20 protein-coding genes and 1 other RNA gene are annotated in these 19,237 nt (G+C 50.2%); 16 read left to right on the top strand and 5 right to left on the bottom strand.

Annotated elements, in window-relative coordinates:
* Positions 1–34 precede the first annotated feature (34 nt).
* Positions 35–511, bottom strand: a complete 477-nt coding sequence (locus AB4875_RS05695; RefSeq protein ID WP_368375084.1) for a Z-ring associated ZapG family protein — start codon at positions 509–511, stop codon at positions 35–37.
* A 149-nt stretch (positions 512–660) separates the two neighbouring features.
* Here AB4875_RS05695 and zapE point away from each other — a divergent pair, with 149 nt between their 5' ends.
* The 7 genes from zapE (at position 661) to AB4875_RS05730 (ending at position 6,784) form a co-directional block, all read left to right on the top strand.
* Complete coding sequence (zapE, locus tag AB4875_RS05700) at positions 661–1,770, top strand: cell division protein ZapE (protein WP_368375085.1); 1,110 nt, start codon at positions 661–663, stop codon at positions 1,768–1,770.
* 107 nt (positions 1,771–1,877) lie between these two features.
* Positions 1,878–2,306 (top strand): 50S ribosomal protein L13, encoded by a 429-nt coding sequence (gene rplM / locus AB4875_RS05705; RefSeq protein ID WP_103683607.1) that lies wholly within the window; start codon positions 1,878–1,880, stop codon positions 2,304–2,306.
* A gap of 12 nt (positions 2,307–2,318) precedes the next feature.
* Entirely contained in the window at positions 2,319–2,711 is a 393-nt protein-coding gene (gene rpsI / locus AB4875_RS05710) for a 30S ribosomal protein S9 (RefSeq protein ID WP_368375086.1), read from the top strand.
* Between the two features lie 235 nt (positions 2,712–2,946).
* On the top strand, positions 2,947–3,543 hold the full coding sequence (petA, locus tag AB4875_RS05715) for a ubiquinol-cytochrome c reductase iron-sulfur subunit (RefSeq protein WP_368375087.1): 597 nt from the start codon (positions 2,947–2,949) through the stop codon (positions 3,541–3,543).
* Positions 3,543–5,600 (top strand): ubiquinol-cytochrome c reductase, encoded by a 2,058-nt coding sequence (locus tag AB4875_RS05720; protein WP_368375088.1) that lies wholly within the window; start codon positions 3,543–3,545, stop codon positions 5,598–5,600. The genes petA and AB4875_RS05720 overlap by 1 nt, the downstream gene beginning before the upstream one ends.
* Positions 5,601–5,710: 110 nt before the next feature.
* A complete protein-coding gene (sspA, locus tag AB4875_RS05725) occupies positions 5,711–6,358 on the top strand; it encodes a stringent starvation protein SspA (protein WP_368375089.1) in 648 nt (215 codons plus the stop codon).
* An 18-nt stretch (positions 6,359–6,376) separates the two neighbouring features.
* Entirely contained in the window at positions 6,377–6,784 is a 408-nt protein-coding gene (locus AB4875_RS05730) for a ClpXP protease specificity-enhancing factor (RefSeq protein ID WP_368375090.1), read from the top strand.
* Between the two features lie 47 nt (positions 6,785–6,831).
* Here AB4875_RS05730 and AB4875_RS05735 read toward each other — a convergent pair whose 3' ends face one another.
* The 4 genes from AB4875_RS05735 to AB4875_RS05750 are packed head-to-tail and all read right to left on the bottom strand — an operon-like array spanning position 6,832 to position 10,283.
* A complete protein-coding gene (locus AB4875_RS05735; protein WP_368375091.1) occupies positions 6,832–7,404 on the bottom strand; it encodes a BON domain-containing protein in 573 nt (190 codons plus the stop codon).
* Positions 7,401–8,009, bottom strand: coding sequence for a D-sedoheptulose-7-phosphate isomerase (locus AB4875_RS05740; RefSeq protein ID WP_368375092.1), 609 nt, complete (start codon positions 8,007–8,009; stop codon positions 7,401–7,403). The genes AB4875_RS05735 and AB4875_RS05740 overlap by 4 nt, the downstream gene beginning before the upstream one ends.
* Positions 8,006–8,380, bottom strand: coding sequence for a YraN family protein (locus AB4875_RS05745; protein ID WP_368375093.1), 375 nt, complete (start codon positions 8,378–8,380; stop codon positions 8,006–8,008). Before AB4875_RS05745 ends, AB4875_RS05740 begins: the two co-directional genes overlap by 4 nt.
* Positions 8,370–10,283: a penicillin-binding protein activator gene (locus tag AB4875_RS05750; protein WP_368375094.1), complete on the bottom strand. Its 1,914-nt coding sequence runs from the start codon at positions 10,281–10,283 to the stop codon at positions 8,370–8,372. Before AB4875_RS05750 ends, AB4875_RS05745 begins: the two co-directional genes overlap by 11 nt.
* A 53-nt stretch (positions 10,284–10,336) precedes the next feature.
* Here AB4875_RS05750 and rsmI point away from each other — a divergent pair, with 53 nt between their 5' ends.
* The 9 genes from rsmI (at position 10,337) to mraY (ending at position 19,231) form a co-directional block, all read left to right on the top strand.
* A complete protein-coding gene (gene rsmI, locus AB4875_RS05755; RefSeq protein ID WP_368375095.1) occupies positions 10,337–11,179 on the top strand; it encodes a 16S rRNA (cytidine(1402)-2'-O)-methyltransferase in 843 nt (280 codons plus the stop codon).
* A 48-nt stretch (positions 11,180–11,227) separates the two neighbouring features.
* An RNA gene (gene rnpB / locus AB4875_RS05760) (RNase P RNA component class A) lies at positions 11,228–11,578 on the top strand.
* Positions 11,579–11,848: 270 nt separating this feature from the next.
* Positions 11,849–12,289, top strand: a complete 441-nt coding sequence (gene mraZ / locus AB4875_RS05765) for a division/cell wall cluster transcriptional repressor MraZ (protein WP_103683616.1) — start codon at positions 11,849–11,851, stop codon at positions 12,287–12,289.
* A gap of 14 nt (positions 12,290–12,303) precedes the next feature.
* The gene (gene rsmH, locus AB4875_RS05770) at positions 12,304–13,245 is read left to right on the top strand and encodes a 16S rRNA (cytosine(1402)-N(4))-methyltransferase RsmH (protein WP_368375096.1); all 942 of its coding nucleotides are present in this window, start codon (positions 12,304–12,306) and stop codon (positions 13,243–13,245) included.
* A 9-nt stretch (positions 13,246–13,254) separates the two neighbouring features.
* Entirely contained in the window at positions 13,255–13,602 is a 348-nt protein-coding gene (ftsL, locus tag AB4875_RS05775; protein WP_368375097.1) for a cell division protein FtsL, read from the top strand.
* The gene (locus AB4875_RS05780; RefSeq protein WP_368375098.1) at positions 13,586–15,310 is read left to right on the top strand and encodes a peptidoglycan D,D-transpeptidase FtsI family protein; all 1,725 of its coding nucleotides are present in this window, start codon (positions 13,586–13,588) and stop codon (positions 15,308–15,310) included. The genes ftsL and AB4875_RS05780 overlap by 17 nt, the downstream gene beginning before the upstream one ends.
* Complete coding sequence (locus AB4875_RS05785) at positions 15,310–16,788, top strand: UDP-N-acetylmuramoyl-L-alanyl-D-glutamate--2,6-diaminopimelate ligase (RefSeq protein ID WP_368375099.1); 1,479 nt, start codon at positions 15,310–15,312, stop codon at positions 16,786–16,788. The genes AB4875_RS05780 and AB4875_RS05785 overlap by 1 nt, the downstream gene beginning before the upstream one ends.
* 8 nt (positions 16,789–16,796) lie before the next feature.
* Positions 16,797–18,149 (top strand): UDP-N-acetylmuramoyl-tripeptide--D-alanyl-D-alanine ligase, encoded by a 1,353-nt coding sequence (locus tag AB4875_RS05790; protein ID WP_368375100.1) that lies wholly within the window; start codon positions 16,797–16,799, stop codon positions 18,147–18,149.
* On the top strand, positions 18,149–19,231 hold the full coding sequence (gene mraY / locus AB4875_RS05795; protein WP_368375101.1) for a phospho-N-acetylmuramoyl-pentapeptide-transferase: 1,083 nt from the start codon (positions 18,149–18,151) through the stop codon (positions 19,229–19,231). Before AB4875_RS05790 ends, mraY begins: the two co-directional genes overlap by 1 nt.
* The last annotated feature ends 6 nt before the right edge of the window (positions 19,232–19,237 follow it).

Below are 19,237 nucleotides of genomic sequence, written 5' to 3' on the forward strand. Positions count from 1 at the left end.
GCCGGACATCTTTACTTAATGGGGCAGCAAAGGCTTAGACGTGGGGAGAAACTGGGGATTCAATGTGATCCTGGCGTTTCTTTTCTGCGTCCATACCAAACTCTTCATGAAGCGCGCCTTTTTTACCGGGTTGGCGTGGAGCGTAATCCAGTGGCGGTGCGGCCGGCGCTAGCTTACTGGGCTTATTGTCCAGCACGGGTCGTCCTTCTGGAATGGCTTGTAACGGGCTGATGCCGGTGCTGTGCAGAGTTTGAGCGCCATCAACGATGTGGTTGTGAACGCTGCGATAGCTTTCGGCGAGCTCATTGAGTAGTTCGCCGGTACGGTCGAAATGACTGCTGACTTGCTGCTGGTAATCTTGTTGCTGGCGCTGCATGTCATTGAACTGTTTTTCTAGCGCGACGCGGCTTTGCTGCTCTGGTTTCATCCGGCCAAGCACGAAATAGCCTATTGCGGCGCCGGTGAGAAGGCAGATAATAGCGACGGCGATCAGTGTATTAATATCTTGCACAGAGGTTCCTCCGATGAGTCGACGTGTTTGTCACTCGTTCACCGCAGTATAACCGCAAGCAGGCTGGTGTTCAGTATTCCCGGATAAAAAATTGCCAATTTGGCTGCGGGTCGGTACAGTTGCGCCCGTCTTGAAAGAGGCTAAAAGGAATGTCTACACCGATACAGCGCTATCAGCACGATCTTACGCAGGCCGATTTTTCTTATGATCCGGCTCAGGAATATGCTGTTCAGTGCTTGCAACGTTTATACGACGATTTGCTTGCTCAGCCCTCGCAGGCTAGTAGTGGTTTTTTTGCGCGAGTGGGTTTAAGGCTTGCAGGTCGTAATGAGGTTGCGCCAGCTATTCGCGGTTTGTACTTTTGGGGTGGTGTGGGCCGGGGTAAGACCTATCTCATGGATACATTTTTCGACACCCTGCCTTTTGATAACAAAATGCGCGCGCACTTTCATAGGTTTATGCAGCGTGTGCATCGCGAGTTAAAGTCGTTGTCGGGTGAAAAAAATCCCCTGGTTATTGTGGCCGATCGCATCGCCGATGAGGCTAGAGTTATTTGTTTTGATGAATTCTTTGTGTCGGACATTACCGATGCGATGATTTTGGCAGGTTTGTTCGACAGGCTGTTTGCTCGGGGAGTGGTGTTGGTGGCAACATCTAACATTATCCCCGACGGCTTGTATAAAAACGGCCTGCAGCGCGCCCGGTTTTTACCCGCGATAGCCTTGATTAAGGAGCGCGTGGATGTGGTTAATGTCGATGGCGGTGTTGACTACCGATTGCGCGCGCTTGAGCAGGCTGAGCTTTATTATCATCCGCTGGGCGAATCTGCAGATCAGAGCTTAGCGCTTAGCTTTAAGCGTTTGGCTCCTGAGGCCGCGTCTGCCGACCAGTTGCTTGATGTTGAGGGTCGCCAGATTCGGGCGCTGTTTGTCGCAGATGATGTGGCTTGGTTTGATTTTACAGAGTTGTGCGACGGGCCGCGGAGTCAGTACGACTACATTGAGCTGGCGAGGGTGTTCCATGCGGTCCTCATTAGTAATGTTCCGCAGATGGGTGCTGGTCTCGAAGATCAGGCGCGGCGCTTTATTAATTTGATAGATGAGTTTTACGACCGCAACGTGAAGCTGGTATTATCAGCTGCTGTGCCGCTAGAGAAGCTGTATACGGGGGGGCGTTTGGATTTTGAATTTCAGCGTACCCAGAGCCGCTTGCTTGAAATGCAATCCGAGGATTATCTCGCTTGTGAGCATCGGCCTTAGGTCATCGGTAATTATGACTTATAAAAGCAAGATTCCACTTGAAAAACCTTCGGCGCTTATGTAGTATTCGCGCTCTTTGTTCGGTACGGGCCCTATAGGCGAGAAACATGAAAACCTTAAGTGCAAAACCCAGTGACGTAATACATGACTGGTATGTGGTAGACGCCGCCGACAAAACATTGGGTCGTTTAGCCAGTGAAATTGCGCATAGACTGCGCGGTAAGCATAAAGCTGAATATACGCCTCATGTTGACACTGGCGACTATATCGTTGTTGTTAATGCGGAGAAAATCCGTGTTACTGGCAACAAAGCAACTGGCAAGATCTATCATCACCACACTGGTTATCCAGGTGGATTGAAGTCTATTAGCTTCGAAAAATTGATTGATAAAGCCCCTGAGCGTGTGATCCAAGGTGCGGTAAAGGGCATGTTGCCCAAAAATCCGCTGGGTCGTGCAATGTTTAAAAAATTGAAAGTCTACGCTGGCACTGAGCATCCCCATACCGCTCAGCAACCAGTTGAACTGAATATCTAACGGAAGCGCAATATGTCAGCCAGCCAGTATTACGGCACAGGTCGCCGTAAAACCTCCTCAGCTCGTGTGTTCCTTAAAGCAGGCACAGGTGCTATTTCAGTTAATGCGCGTACTCTTGATCAGTACTTTGGTCGCGAAGTTGCACGTATGATCGTTCGTCAGCCGCTTGAGCTGGTCGAAATGGCTGAAAAGTTTGATGTGACTGTAACGGTTAGCGGCGGTGGTAGTTTTGGCCAAGCTGGCGCGATTCGTCACGGTATTACTCGCGCTTTAATGGAATACGACGAAGGCTTGCGCAGTGGTTTGCGTAAAGCTGGCTACGTTACTCGCGATGCTCGCGAAGTTGAACGTAAGAAAGTCGGTCTACGTAAAGCTCGTAAGAAGCCGCAATTCTCCAAGCGTTAACCGCGACGGCCATTTGGCCTGTGGAGATTGCCGTTACGGCACTCGGAAAACGCTCACGAGCTATTATGTGGGCGTTTTTTTTTGCTTGAGTAAAGGCCCCATATGGGCCTTGAAGTGCGTTAGTGTTGTCAGTTAGGGTCAAGTTCATTACTATTTGGCCCATTTGAAATTTTGGACTTGCCACTGCGCGCGCGCGGGGCCAGTTCAAGTTGTCGTATATTATGGGGGAATCGTCATGAGTAATGACGGCATAAATACAGGGCGTCGACGTTTTCTGACGGCTGCAACATCAGTTGTGGGCGCAGCGGGCGCTGTCGGTATAGCGACACCATTTGTGGGTTCTTGGAATCCTAGCGCTAAGGCTAGGGCCGCAGGCGCGCCAGTAAAAGCTGATATCGGCAAATTAGAGCCTGGTCAGATGGTCATTGTTGAGTGGCGTGGTAAGCCGGTTTATGTGGTGCGTCGTACAGAAGAGCAGCTTGCTGGTTTGGCTGAGCTTGACCAGTACCTTAAAGATCCCGATTCTGCAGGATCTGATCAGCCCGCGTATGTCGATACCGCAAGTCGCGCAATTCGGCCAGAATATTTTGTGATGGTTGGCCTGTGTACGCATTTGGGTTGTGCTCCTAAGCATATCCCTGAGGTCGGTGTTCCCGATTTAGGCGGTAAAGCTTGGCTTGGCGGGTTCTTTTGCCCTTGCCATGGTTCACGTTTTGATTTGGCGGGGCGTGTTTACCAAGGCTCGCCTGCGTCTACAAACCTTGTTGTTCCTCCGTATTCTTATGAGGGTGACAGTGTGCTTGTTATCGGTATCGATCAGGGGGCTGCGTAATGGTCAAAATGTTAGTGGGTTTGCGTGATTGGGTTGATGCCCGCCTGCCTATTATGCGCGCGTGGGATACCCATATGGGTAAATACTATGCGCCAAAAAACTTCAATTTCTGGTATTTCTTTGGTGTGCTTTCACTGGTTGTGTTAGTGAACCAGTTGTTAACCGGTGTCTGGTTGACCATGAGTTTTACCCCCAGCTCGGAAGAAGCTTTCCGTTCTGTTGAATACATCATGCGTGATGTTGAGTACGGCTGGATTATTCGTTATATGCACTCCACTGGCGCTTCAGCGTTCTTTGTTGTTGTGTATTTGCATATGTTCCGTGGATTGCTATATGGCTCCTATAAAAAGCCCCGTGAATTAATTTGGGTTTTTGGGATGTTCATTTTCCTTGCGCTGATGGCTGAAGCCTTTGTGGGTTATGTGCTTCCGTGGGGTCAAATGTCCTACTGGGGCGCGCAGGTTATTATTTCGCTGTTTGGCGCTATCCCCGTTGTCGGGGAAGATATCGTTCAGTGGATTCGCGGTGACTTTCTGATTTCTGGTGTTACCCTGAATCGCTTCTTCGCACTGCATGTTGTAGCGCTGCCGATTGTGTTGATCGCCTTGGTGGTATTGCATTTACTTGCTCTGCACGAAGTGGGTTCTAACAACCCCGACGGTGTTGATATTAAGAAGCACAAGGATGCCAACGGTATTCCTTTGGATGGCGTTGCCTTCCACCCGTATTACACGGTTCATGATTTAACGGCGATTGCAGTGTTTTTGTTTGTATTCTGCGCCATCCTTTTCTTCGGCCCAGAGATGGGCGGTTATTTCATAGAGCATGCTAACTTTGAAATTGCCGATGGTTTGAAGACACCTGCTCATATTGCGCCGGTATGGTATTTCACGCCGTTCTATTCGGTACTGCGAGCTGTACCAGATAAGTTGCTTGGTTTTATCGCCTTCGGTTCATCGGTTGCGATTCTGTTCTTGCTGCCGTGGTTGGATCGCAGCCCAGTTAAGTCGATTCGCTACAAAGGTAATGTGAGCAAGGTCGCTATCTTAATCTTTGTTGCCTCCTTCTTGATTTTGGGTGTGCTAGGCGTGAAAGCACCTACCGAGGCGCGGACATTGTTGGCGCGTATTTGCTCAGTCATTTATTTTGCTTTCTTCATCTTGATGCCTTTCTGGACTAAGTGGGAGGCGACTAAGCCGGAGCCAAGCCGCACGACTGATGGTGGTATGGGTTTCTGGAAGAGCATGCTGGTCTTGTTGGCAGTGCTAGTGTTGACCATATTGCCTTTGAAGGCGGCTGGCGCTGAATCAGCCTTCAATTGCGGCACTATGGAATGTGATCAGATCGATACGGATGTTAGCGATCTGCCGTCGCTGCAAAGTGGCGCTGCAACCTATATGAATTACTGTATGGGTTGCCACTCGCTTGAGTATGGTCGCTATCAGCGTACCGCAGAGGATCTCGGCATCCCGCTCGATTTGTTTGAGTCAAATTTAAAGTTTGATGCTGATGCTAAAATTGGGTCATTGATGACCAACTCTATTGCGGCTGCCGATGCAAAAAAGTGGTTTGGTGCGGCGCCGCCTGATTTAACTCTGGTTGCTCGGGTCCGCGGTACAGATTGGCTTTACACCTATCTTCGCACATTTCACTCAGACCCTTCACGTCCTTGGGGCGTGAACAATAAAGTCTTTAAAGATGTGGGTATGCCTCATGTTTTGGCTGAGTTGCAGGGTATGCCTGAATGCGCGCCGGGCCCAGTTCACGCCGACAATGGCGGCATATTGCGTGACCCATTAACGGGTGAAGACGTGTTGTTCGGAGAAGACGGTAGAGCCTTGAATCCCTGTGGTTCTTTTACCTATTCGACAGCTGGGACCTTGAGTCCCGCTGAGTATGATAAAGTAATCTATGATTTGGTTAATTTCCTAGATTACGTTGGTGAGCCTTCGCAGCTGAAAAGCAAGCGTATCGGTGGATTTGTATTACTGTTTATTGCCCTGTTCTTTATCTTCACGTATCTCTTGAATCGTGAATATTGGAAGGATGTGCATTAAAAGTTTTCTACCTGCTTTTATAAATTAGTAAAAGCCTGTAAAAGTTGACGGGCGGCTCTGTTGAGAGCTGCCCGTTTGTTGTTTTAGTTTATTAATTTGAGGTGAGATCAATGGGCGTTGTAGCCAAGCGTTCTACCATGACGTTCTTTTCTGATGCAGCAAGTCATTACTGCCACCGGGTGAGAATTGTATTGGCCGAAAAAGGCGTCACTGTTGATATCGTCGATGTGAAGCCGGATAACCTGCCGGAAGAGGTCGCCGAATTAAACCCCTATAACTCCTTGCCAACGCTGGTCGATCGCGATTTGGCCTTGTATGAATCCAAGGTCATGATGGAATATCTTGATGAGCGGTTTCCGCACCCACCGTTGCTGCCGGTTTACCCGGTTGCCCGTGGTGAAAGTCGTCAATATATCTACCGGATTGAGCGTGACTGGTGTCGTTTAGTTGATGAGTTGCTAGCGGGAACAAATCAGAAAAATGCTGACAAAGCGCGGAAAGAATTGCGTGATAGCTTGTTGACTGTGGCGCCGATTTTCTCAGAAAAGCCATACTTCATGAGCGAGGAGTTCACCTTGGTCGATTGCTGTTTAGCGCCTATCTTGTGGCGTTTGCCGGAATTGGGCGTGGTTATTCCGCAAACTCGTCAGTCAAAGCCCCTATTTGACTATATGGACCGTCTTTTTGAGCGTCCTGCGTTCCAGGAAAGTCTGACCGAGAAAGAACGCGAACATCGTAGTGAGGCGTCAGTAGCCTAAGCCGCTGGTTGAAACTGTATGGCAATGACCTCTAGTCGTCCCTATATGATCAGGGCAATCTACGAATGGGTGGTGGAGAATAACTGCACACCCTACATCTTGGTGGATGCTATGCGTGAAGGTGTTTTTGTGCCTCAGCAGTATGTGCAAGATGGTCAGATTGTTTTGAATATAGCTCCATCTGCGGTAATGGGACTGAATGTTGGCAATGACATTGTGAGTTTTAATGGCCGCTTTGGTGGTATTTCTCAAGAGGTCAGTGCGCCGATTGGTGCAGTGCTGGGCGTTTACGCAAAAGAGAATGGCCAAGGCATGCTGTTTGATGCCGAAGATCCGACGCCGCCGTCAGACCCTAGGCCATCGGCTACATTGAGTAAGCTGCCGTCTAAGTCTAAGTCTAAGCCTAGCCTCAAGGTAGTTAAGTAAATTGCCTCGAGGCTTGCTAGCTGATCTTGCGGCAGGCTTACTAAGTCCTAGTAGTATTCAAATACCCTGACGACCTTTTGTACACCGCTGGTTTCACTGACTATTGTGGCGGCGGTGTCAGATTCTGCCTTAGATACCAAGCCCATCAAATACACGATTCCGTTTTCAGTAACCACTTTGATTCTCGACGCATCCAGCTGCTCGTTAAGGGATAGGCGACTTTTTACTTTCGTGCTTATCCATGCGTCGTTGCTGCGGGCTAGCATGCTGACATCCGCGCCTGTTGCCAATTCGTTATGGACTTTGCGAACCTTCTTGACGTCTGTCGCGACCTCACCTGCAAGCTGTCGTAAGCGGTCGTTGGGCGTGCTGCCGGTGAGCAGAACGATGCCATTGTGGCTGGTTGCGCTGATACGCGATGACTTGAGCGCGGGGTCGGTTTGATTGATGTTAACGAGGACCTTGGTTTCAATAATTTCGTCATCAACATAACTGCCTAGGCTGCGGCTTCCTGGGTCGTTAGCGATAGGCTCATCGGTGGTTGCAGTGATAATTTGAGTACAAGCGCTTACTGCGATGGTAAGCGCTGCAGTGAGGCCGAGTCGTATAAGGATGTTCATGCGTGAGGTGTTCCAAATAGTTGAGTATCTATCAATTCGCAAATGCTGTGTACTGCGACGAGCTGCATCTCAATCGCGCGGGCGCGGTCATCCACTGGAAAGGTAAGCTCTATGTCGTCGGGCAACAACAATGCGCTGGCATCGCCGCCTTTCATATTACTTAGTGAAATAACGCGCATATTACGCTCATGTGCCGCTTGTATGGCCCTAAGCGTTGCAGCTGCGCCGCCGCCATTATAGCAAAGCACCAGGCAGTCTCCCGCTTGGCCTAAAGCACGTATTTGATTGGCATAAATGTCGTGGTAGCTTGAATCTGCGGCGATCGCGGTGGCAGCGTCTGAGCTAAGTACCATTGCCGGTAGGGCGGGCCTTTCGTGTTGAAAGCTGTTGAGTAAATTGGTCGCTAAATGGTGGGCGATAAGCCCGCTATTGCCTTCGCCGCAGCAAATGATTTTATGCTCTTGCAACATGCTAGCCACTAGGCACTCACTCGCTTGGGCAATGCCTTCGCCGAGGGCCTCCATGGTGTACATGCAGCTCTCTATATGGCGGTGAAATAGATCTACAACTTGCTCGGAATAGTCCACGGTAATTTTGTTTTTCACTCCTGAAAAGCGTTTGTTAGCCAATTAAAGCGAAATTTACCGCTTTCGTCCTTACCTACTTCAATGACATCAAAGCGGCAGGGTAGTTCAGCGTATTCACCTCGGCTAAGGAAATGACGCGCAGTACGGATTATGCGCTGTTGTTTTTTGTTGTTCACAGTTTCCGCCGGGCTACCGAATGCGGTGTTGTGTCGATAGCGCACTTCTACAAAGATTAAGTGGCTATCCGACAGTGCAATAATATCAATTTCTCCGAAGCGACTTCGGTAGTTTTGGTGAAGAATTTTTAGTTTATGATCTTTTAACAGCCGGCGCGCGCCGCGCTCAGCCTGAGCGCCGGCCTGCGCACTTTGCAGCCGTTTAAAAATCATTTTCCGTGTCTTGCGTCGCTGCCCGCACTGGGTTGACTACGGCGATCCCATCCTGAATCTCCGCCAATGCAAGCTCGCGCTCTATTTGACCGAGTTCGTTGAGAGTGAGCGTTCCGGTTTCACCGAAGACTTGTCCGCTCGCCCCATTTCTTAATTGCTTTAGACGTAAGTGTAGTCTGAAGCTGTCTACGCCCAGCGCGTACATTCGCTGGTACGCTGGGCTTGATGGTATGCCGTCCCTGATATCTTTGCGGATTGCAGATTTGTCGTCAAAGATCCAAGGTATATCTATAAAGCGGACGCCGTTAATGTCCTGATCTTTCTTGGGTGAGTCGCCGCCTGGGTAGATGTGTGATGTTGCGTAAACTGGAATGTCGCCGGCGTAGTGGTAGGCAAGTAGCGGCTTTATTGCTCGGCCTTCGTTTGGCCGCGCAAGTAGGAAAATAAAATCGATATCCGAGCGCCGATAAGGTTCGTAGTCGGGTCTTATGCCAATAATCTGCTGTAAGCGCTGCAAGCGGCGCTGGCTTCTATCTATTTGTAAGGTGTTTTTGATCTGCTGAGAATAATTGTTCTTGCTGGCATTGAAGGTTTGGGTCGCGACAATTTTGCCGTTTAAATCTTGCCAGCGTTGTGAAAATGCCGCGGCGACCTTTTGGCCCCAAGAGCCTTCCGGGGTAAGAATAAGTGCGCGCTTATAGCCTTTGCTCATAGCAATGTTGGCTATTTGTTCTGCCTCGTCTTCCGGGTTGAGTCCAAATTGGTATAGACCGTTGGGAAAGCGATCGCCATCAATCCGGTTTAGCGCAAGCGTCGGCACGTTCATTGAAATAGGGTGGCTTGCGACTAGTGCGCTCAGGTTTTCCTTTCTGAGGGGGCCGATAACCAGCTTGTTACCGCTGTCTAATACTTCTTGATACAAAGTGTTGATGTCGGCGGCGTTGCTGTCGTACTGGTTGATTCTGGGGACGCTACCGCCCTGATTAAGAGTCTCATAGTATGCTGCGAAAAAACCGTCGCGGATGGCCTTGCCATAGGCGGCCAGGCGACCCGTCACGGGGAGAATGAGGGCGACTTGATCGGGGCGCTCGACAATTAAATCATTGAGTCTGTCCAGTCCGCCGGGGAGTGCATTGCGGGCGGGGTGTCCGGGCCAGTTACGCAGCCAAGCGTCTCGTTGGCGCACCTGCGCGTCAATATTGTTTTGGTTGTCTTTGGCGATAGAGGCGAGTTCAAGCCAGCCGATATAGTCCCTATTGCTAGTGCTGTTGATATTGTCGACAAGTACGGCTGTTGGAATTTGCATCAGAGATGCCCAGATGGATTCTCGATTCGCACTGTGCTGGCCTGGGTTGAGTAATGGATCAATAAAGATGCGTTCGCGGGCGGCGGACAGATGGTCGCCCTCGATCTCATACAGCGACGCCCTAAGCTGGCTATACTGTATCTGCCTGTAGACTGGGCTTTCTATTGCCGCGTTTTCTATCAGGGGATCAGAGAGCTCCACCAGTGCCTGGCCAAACTCAGCGTGACCACGAGCGACCCGCGCGCGGATAATTGCCAAACGAAGAGCTTGGTCTGCGCTAAGCTCTGGTGCGATCAGTTCACCTACCACGTCGTCAGCGCGGGCCAGCTCACTTTCTCGCAATAAGACCTCGGCGGCCCTTAATAGCAGTTCAGCAGATTCTTCGCCCTCCATTGTTTTAGCGTCGACAAGCCACTGTTCCACGGTCGCCGCGGAAACTGTTGCGGGATTGAAATCGCGACTTGGCGCCGCAGGGCGAGCTTTAACGCTAAATCTATCACCGCTATTTCCGGTGGGTTTTGATGGCGTTACGGGTGCGGAACTGCAGCTCGCCAGTAAGGTGGCGATGAGTATAAGTATAAAAGTGCTTGTCTTCATTGATTCGCCGTTGTTAGTCTGCGCGGTCATGGAAATTTGAGTGAGATTAGCCTGTGGATAATACCCCGACCCTCTACGTTGTTGCCACGCCGATAGGTAATTTATCGGATATGGTACCCCGAGCCATAGAGGTCCTACAAACAGTAGCGCTCATAGCGGCAGAAGATACCCGTCATAGTCGAACTTTATTGAATCATTTTGATATACGCACGCCACTTTGCGCATATCACGATCATAGTAATAGCTCAGAGCTTGAGCGCCTACTCGCGCACTTGCGTGAAGGTAAGAGTTTAGCGTTGATATCTGACGCTGGCACGCCTTTGGTGTCAGATCCGGGCTATCGTCTGGTTGATTTAGCCTTGAGGGAGGGAATTAAAGTGGTGCCCATACCGGGTGCCTGTGCGGTCATTGCTGCGCTTAGCGTTGCTGGGCTGCCATCTGATCGCTTTATGTTCGAGGGGTTTTTACCCGCTAAGCAGCACGCCCGCTTAGGGGTGTTAATGGCCTTGCAGCGTGAGCGCCGAACCATGATCTTCTACGAGGCTCCGCATCGTGTGCGCGACAGCATAGCGGACATAAGCGCGGCAATGGGTGCAGAGCGGGTTGTGGTCTTGGCGCGTGAGATTACCAAACTATTTGAAACCGTAAAGCGTTTGCCGGCTTCAGAGTTGCATGAATGGGTGGGAGCAGACAGTAATCAGCAGCGTGGTGAGTGTGTGTTGCTAATAGAGGGCTTTAAGGGGGACGAGGGTATTCCGACCGAGGCCATTGAGGTGCTTAATATTCTGCGCGCAGACTTACCGCTGAAGCAGGCTGCGGCACTTTGCGCAAAAATCAGCGGCCTGAAAAAGAACCAGCTCTATCAATATGGCTTAGATTTCCCCTTAGCGGATTAGCCTTAATTAGCGCTTGCTAAACACCAGACTACTGGTTATTCTTACAGTTGAGTCGGCCAGACGATCGCTCTTCAGTTTACTGTTGGGAGGAAAGTCCGGGCTCCGCAGGGCAAGGCGCCAGGTAACTCCTGGGAGGTGCGAGCCTACGGAAAGTGCAACAGAAAATAAACCGCCTACGTAGCGCAAGCTGCCGGTAAGGTTGAAATGGTGCGGTAAGAGCGCACCGCGCGACTGGCAACAGTTCGTGGCATGGTAAACCCCGCCTGGAGCAAGGCCAAATAGGAATCCTTTGCTGTGGCCCACAGTGGATTCGGGTAGGCTGCTAGAGGCTTGCGGTGACGCAGGTCCCAGATGAATGGTCGTCCAAGACAGAACCCGGCTTATCGGCCGACTCAATTTTATCCCACTCCACGCTAAAATATACTCATACTTAATGTTCTACGTTAAGTTGAGTCTTCATGCCTTTGTTTTACCAAAATTAGCTCCAAATCCTCCGCTCGTTTTCTCCGAATTTGCGCGTAAGTTACTGACACATTTACGAAAATTCCCTGCTATTTCCTACGTCTACAGCTTGACACCCATGCTTGCAAGTTCCTATAGTGTGCTCCAGTGGGTAAAAGTGGTTTTTAGTGGTTTTTTGCGGTTAAGAAGCGGAGCTTGGTGGGAATTATGTTCCTCGGTAGTCACACAATTACAATGGATAGCAAGGGGCGTTTGGCGATACCAGCCAAGATTCGCGACGCCTTGATGTCTGCTTGTGACGGTCGCTTAGTGATTACTGCGCATACCGAAGAGCGCTGCTTGCTGGTGTACCCAGAGCCTCAGTGGCTAGATTTACTGCCTAAAATTGAAGCACTCCCGAATATTCACCGCAAAGCGCGGCTCGCACAGCGCTTATTGCTCGGCTATGCAACGCCGCTGGAAATGGATGGCAATGGCCGTGTGTTGTTGTCCCAGCCATTGCGGGACTATGCCGATCTGGATAAGAAGTTATTGCTGGTTGGTCAAGGCAAAAAACTAGAACTGTGGAGCGAGTCTGGCTGGTTTGAATGGCTGGGCGCCGCGGGAGAGGGTGATATGCCAGAAGAAATGTTATCCCTTTCTCTTTAGTGAGAGTGAGCCAAGTGGAACAACATTTAACAGTATTGCTCAATGAGGCCGTCAGCGCGTTAGTGACAGATACTAGCGGTCGCTATGTTGATGGCACGTTTGGGCGCGGCGGTCACAGCCGCTTAATTTTATCGCGTTTGGCGCCAGATGGCAGTTTATTGGGGATAGATAAAGATGCTCAAGCGATTGCCGAGGGCAATGAACTTGCGGCTAGCGATTCACGTTTCCGTATTGCGCGGGGCTCCTTTGCAGATATTTCAAGTTTAGCGCAGCAAGCAGATGTAGCTGGGCCATTTTCCGGCGTCCTACTGGATTTGGGCGTGTCCTCTCCACAGTTAGATCAGGCCGAGCGCGGCTTTAGTTTTATGCGTGATGGTGATCTTGATATGCGTATGGATACTGGTAGCGGTATGAGTGCAGCTGAGTGGATTGCAACCGCGGGCGAGGAAGAAATGATCAAGGTCCTGAGGGACTACGGTGAAGAGCGGTTTGCCAAGCGTATTGTGAGAGCCATTATTGCCGCGCGCGAAGAGACGCCGATTACTCGCACGCTGCAGCTGGCAAAAATTGTCACTGAAGCAAATCCGGCCTGGGAAAAGCATAAGCACCCAGCCACCCGGAGTTTTCAGGCAATAAGAATTTTTATAAACAATGAGCTAACCGATCTCGAGCGCCTACTTGGTAATGTGGTAGATCAGTTAGAGGTGGGTGGCCGCTTGGTGGTGATTAGTTTTCACTCGCTGGAGGACCGAATGGTGAAGCGTTTTATTCGGCGACAGTCAGAGGGCGACGACGTGCCCGCCTATATACCCGTTACCGAGAGTCAGCGTAACCGCCGTTTAAAAATTATCGGCAAAGCCATCAAAGCATCGGAACAAGAAGTCGAGTCGAACCCGCGTTCTCGCAGTGCGGTAATGCGAGTGGCAGAGAAGTTGGCATACGAAAAATGTGCATAGGGGTGATATATGCTGGGCAAAAAACAGCGCAGCACTAATAAAAAGACCTACCAAATTGAAGAAGAGAGACAGGCTCCCCTCGGCGGAGTAGCCGTTCCTCTGCTCATTTTGTTAGTGCTGATCTCCTGTGTAGCGGTGGTTCAGAGTTCGCATAAAAGTCGGAAATTATTCGGTCAGCTGCAAGATCTGCGACGTGAGGCAATGCTGTTTGAAGAGGACTGGGGTCGGTTGTTGCTTGAGCAAAGCACCTGGGCGTCGCCAGATCGTGTGCAAGATATGGCTGTGCGGAAATTAAAAATGCAAGCGCCGAAAGCGCGGGAAGTAAAAATGGTTGGGGGCTATGGGAAAGCAGGTTAAAGCACCTATTTCACCGTGGCGTTTCCGCATAGTAGTGGGAGCGCTATTTGTGCTCGCCCTGCTTTTGGTGTGGCGGACACTGACATTGCAAGTATTAGATGTTGATCGTGGCTATGAGTTTTTACAGGGTCAGGGTAACGCTCGCACCAATCGCACCGAAGTTATACCTGCGCACCGAGGCATGATTTCTGACCGCAATGGTGAACCACTCGCGGTAAGTACACCTGTTGCCTCTATTTGGGCGAATCCGCAGGAATTAAAAAATGCCAAGGGCGAGTGGTCGCGCCTCGCCGTAAGTCTAGATATGAAAGCCGCAGATTTGTCACGACGCATGGAAAGGTATAGCGGCAGTCAGTTTATGTATCTGCGTCGTCATATGTCGCCTGCCGCAGCTAAACAAATTATTCAAATGAAAGTCCCCGGTGTTTATTTGCAGCGTGAGTACCGCCGCTTTTATCCCGCCGGTGAAGTGACCTCGCACATCCTCGGTTTTACCGATATTGATGACCGTGGTCAGGAGGGCTTAGAGCTTGCGTATGATGAATGGCTCAATGGCACGCCGGGTCGCAAACAAGTTCTGAAAGACTTATATGGCAATATTATTAGGGAGATAGACGCCGGCGAGGCGGCTAGTCCGGGCAAAGATGTCCAGCTCAGTATAGATTTGCGCTTGCAGTATCTCGCTTATCGAGAGCTCAAAGAAGCCATCACCAAAACCGGCGCTAAGGCCGGTTCGGTCGTTATTATCGATAGTGAAAATGGCGAAGTATTGGCGATGGTGAATCAGCCCTCGTTTAACCCTAATAATCGACGCCAGCTAATTCCCGATTCTATGCGTAATCGCGCTGTTATCGATATGTTTGAGCCGGGTTCAACGGTCAAACCCTTGACGATTGTTGCTGCTTTGGAGAGCGGTAAATATCAGCCCGATACGGTTATAAATACCAACCCAGGCTATATAAAAGTTGGTCGAAAATTACTTGAAGACCACCGCAATTACGGTGCGATTACCGTTGCTGAAGTATTAAAAAAATCTAGCCAGGTGGGTACTACAAAGATTGCACTATCCTTGGATGAGCATGATGTATGGGGTGTTTTTAATCGCTTCGGTCTTGGCCGTTCAACGGGCTCAGGCTTCCCGGGCGAAAGTAACGGTATGTTGCCCAATAGACCTAATTGGCGGCCAATAGAGCGCGCAACATTTGCGTTTGGTTATGGCTTAACGGTCACTAATCTACAGCTTGCACAAGCTTACTCGGTGTTTGCAAATCGCGGGAAGTTTCAGCAAGCGTCCTTACTAAAGCGCAGCGACAAACCGGTTATGCAGCAAGTGATTTCCGCCAAGATTGCGCGTCAGGTCGTCGATATGCTGGAAGAGGTGACCTCCTTGGGTGGCACGGCTACCCGCGCCCAAGTTGACGCCTATCGTATTGCGGGTAAAACGGGCACCTCCCATAAAGCCGAAGCTGGTGGCTACTCAGAAGATCGTTATTTTGCCGTATTTGCTGGCGTTGCGCCTGCAAGTAATCCGCGCATTGTGGCGGTGGTCACTATCGATGAGCCGCACGGTGATTACTTTGGTGGCCTGGTTGCTGCACCGGTATTTTCAAAGGTCGTTTCAGACGCATTGCGGTTATTAAATATAGCGCCGGATAATCTCGAGCCGGCTGCCCCTAAACCTAAAGTTAAGGGAGATGCGGCAGCGTGATGGCAGAGCAACAGGACTATACAGTACCGAGATTACTCGGCGATTTACTAAATGACTTGGCGCCCGAAGTTGCCGCGGTGCCGGTGACGGGTTTGGCCTTGAATAGTCGGGAAGTAAAGGCTGGCGATGTATTCCTTGCCGTTAAGGGTCACCTTGTCGATGGCCGAGATTATATTAATTCCGCTATTGAGGCCGGTGCCGTCGCGGTGATCGCTGATGCGCCATTCGACGCCGCGCAATGGTCACTGCCGGTTATTGTTGTCGATAATTTAACTACAAATTTGAGTGATATTGCTGGTCGTTTTTACGGTCATCCATCATCGCAACTTAAGCTAATAGGTATAACCGGAACCAATGGTAAAACCAGTTGCGCGTGGATGATTGCGCAATTATTAGAGGCGATTGGTAAGCCCTGCGGATTAATTGGCACATTGGGCAGTGGCCGATTTGGCCGCTTGAATAGTGGCAATAACACCACCCCTGATGCGATTTCTGTACAGGCACTTTTAGCCGACTGGCGAGATGGTGGTGCAAGCTGGGCTGCCATGGAAGTGTCATCACATGGCTTGGCCCAGCATCGTGCCGCTGCATTGCAGTTTACTGCAGCCGTGTTCACGAATCTAAGCCAAGACCACCTCGACTACCATGGCTCTATGGAAGCTTATGGCGAAGAAAAAGCTCGTTTGCTCAACTGGACGGATCTGCAGCTGGCGGTAATAAATCGCGATGATGAATTTGGTCGTCAGCTGCTGGCAAGATCAAGCGCTAAGCAGGTCATTGATTTCAGTGTTTTCGATAGCCGGGCAAAAGTTTATGCCGAAGATGTGAGTTGCGATATCAATGGTATTAGCGCGAGGCTGCGAAGCGTGTGGGGAGATCTGACGATTAGCTCCTCGTTATTAGGCGGCTTTAATTTGTCCAACTTATTAGCCGCAAGCGCAGTATTACTTGGCCTAGGTGTGCCGGCTGAAAAAATAGAAGCGGCCTTGCCGTCGCTACAACCTGTGCCTGGTCGTATGGAGTGCTTGCGTGCAGCAGACGATGTGATTGCGGTGATCGATTACGCGCATACGCCTGATGCATTGCAAAAGGTCTTGGAAACCTTGCGAGCGGCTATTAGCGGCAAAGTTATTTGTGTGATGGGCTGCGGTGGCGACCGAGATAAATCTAAGCGGCCGCTAATGGGAGCGATTGCAGAAAAGTTCGCCGATCAAGTTTGGGTGACAAGCGATAATCCAAGATCAGAGCTGGCTGCACAAATCATTTCAGATATCTGCGCGGGAATGGGTAGCCAGCCCTCGATAGAAATAGAGCGTGATGTCGCGATTAATAGTGCAATTCGATCTGCAAATCCTGGTGACGTTGTATTAGTTGCGGGCAAAGGTCACGAGGACTATCAGGAAATTGGCGGTCGTAGGCTGCCCTTCAGTGATGTGCAGTGCGCTCGCCTCGCTTTGGCTGCGAGGGTGGCCTTGTGATTGCGGCAATGACATTGCAGAAGCTTGCCGATATCAGCTCGGGAACATTACATGGCGAGGATGTCTCATTCATTGGTGTTTCTACCGATACGCGCAGCATTAAAGACGGCGATTTATTTGTTGCACTTGCCGGTGAGAATTTTAATGGCAATCAGTTTGTCGATGTAGCTAAACGAAGTGGCGCTATTGCCGCATTAGTGACTGAAGCTAGCGATATTCTTCCCAATGTCTTGGTCGCAGATAGTCGGCGCGCGCTGGGATTACTGGCGAGAGAAAATCGTCGGAAATTCTCAGGCTCACTAGTCGCGGTTACAGGAAGTAGCGGCAAGACCAGTACTAAGGAAATGTTGGCAAATATTTTCGCTCGGAGCGGCGCAGTATTCGCAACGCAGGGAAATTTAAATAATGAAATTGGTGTGCCATTGAGTTTGCTCGCCATCGAAGAACAACATCGTTTTGCAGTGATTGAAATGGGCGCTGGGAAACAGGGCGATATTGCTTACTTATGTGAATTTGCTGAACCAGACATTGCGATATTAACCAATGCGCAGCAAGCGCATATTGCAGGGTTTGGATCACTGGAAGTTGTGGCGAAGACCAAGGGTGAAATATTTCGTGGTTTGCCCAGACATGGCCTTGCCGTCATAAATGCTGATGATGCGTATTGCGAGTTTTGGCGTGAGAGTGCCAAAGCTGTAAAGCAACTCCTATTCAGCCTTGTGCGTGAGGATGTTGATGTGTTTGCTCGAGATATTGATTTAAGTGTGCCTGGCAAAGTTCAATTTGAATTGGTGAGCTTTAATGGCAGCGCAAAAGTGTGTATGCCCCTGTCGGGTAAGCATATGGTTGCTAACGCCCTCGCTGCTGCGGCAGCGTCATTGTCTGCCGGTGTGAGTTTGGACGATGTGGTTGCGGGACTTGAGTCAATGCGTAGCGTAAGCGGACGATTGCTAAGACGAGATATTGGCGGTGTTGCCGTTATTGATGACAGTTATAACGCTAACCCTGGATCAGTGCGCGCAGCCATTGATGTGTTGGCGAGTAGCGCCGGTAGAAAACTATTTGTTATGGGGCACATGGCAGAGCTTGGGCCAGAGTCAGATATGCGCCACCGCGAGATTGCCGCTTATGCCCGTGAAAATAGAATTGATACTGTGTTTTTCGTGGGCGAGTTTGCGCCGCTAATGGCCAGTGAGTTTGGGCAACATAGCTTTGCCTTTTCTAGCAAAGCTGATCTGATTTCGATGCTAAATAATTTTGTGAAAGTAGGGGATACCGTATTGGTTAAGGGTTCGCGCAGCGCCGCGATGGAAGAAGTGGTAGACGGGCTCTCTGCAAAACTGACGGGGAGTAATACCTAATGCTGCTATTTCTTTCGGAGTATCTCAGTCAGCATATCAGCGGTTTCGCGGTATTCCAGTACCTGAGTTTTCGCGGCATTTTAGGTGTGTTAACCGCACTTGCCATTTCCTTGCTTATCGGTCCTGTGATGATTCGTAAGTTAAATTATTACCAGATTGGTCAAGCGGTTCGCGACGACGGTCCAAAATCGCATTTGAGTAAGTCGGGTACGCCAACAATGGGTGGCGCGCTTATTTTAGTGGCAATTTTTACCAGCACACTATTGTGGTCAGATCTACGTAATCCCTTTGTATGGACGGTGCTTGCGGTCACCGCAGTATTTGGTGCAGTGGGTTGGGTAGATGACTACCGGAAGGTGATTGAGCGCAATCCTCGCGGACTGCCGGCGCGCTGGAAATTCTTTTGGCAAAGTGTCGCGGGCTTGGGTGCGGCCATATTCCTTTATATGACGGCGGATAGTCCGGTTAATACCGAATTGTTTTTTCCCTTCTTTAAAAACTTTAGCTGGCAGATGGGCGCATTTTTTATTGTGCTGACGTATTTCGTGATTGTTGGGTCGAGTAATGCCGTCAATTTAACCGATGGCTTAGACGGCCTCGCGATACTGCCTACGGTAATGGTGGGTGCCGCATTGGGCATCATCGCCTACCTTACCGGTAACGTGAAATTTGCAGAATATCTGCATATTCCCTATGTGGCCGGAGCGGGTGAACTTATTGTTGTTTGCGGCGCATTAGCCGGCGCAGGTTTGGGCTTTTTATGGTTTAACACTTACCCCGCCCAAGTGTTCATGGGTGATGTGGGTGCCCTCGCACTCGGGGCAACGCTAGGGACAGTCGCGGTAATAACGCGGCACGAGATAGTGTTTTTTATTATGGGTGGCATTTTCGTTCTTGAGACGGTGTCGGTCATTTTGCAAGTAGCTTCTTTTAAGTTAACGGGTCGGCGTATTTTTAGAATGGCGCCCATCCATCATCATTTTGAATTAAAAGGCTGGCCAGAGCCCCGCGTGATTGTGCGGTTCTGGATTATCACCGTCATGCTGGTGTTATTTGGTTTGGCGACCTTAAAACTACGATGAAATTAT

This window comes from Zhongshania sp. R06B22, from assembly GCF_040892595.1.
GTDB lineage: Bacteria > Pseudomonadota > Gammaproteobacteria > Pseudomonadales > Spongiibacteraceae > Spongiibacter > Spongiibacter arctica.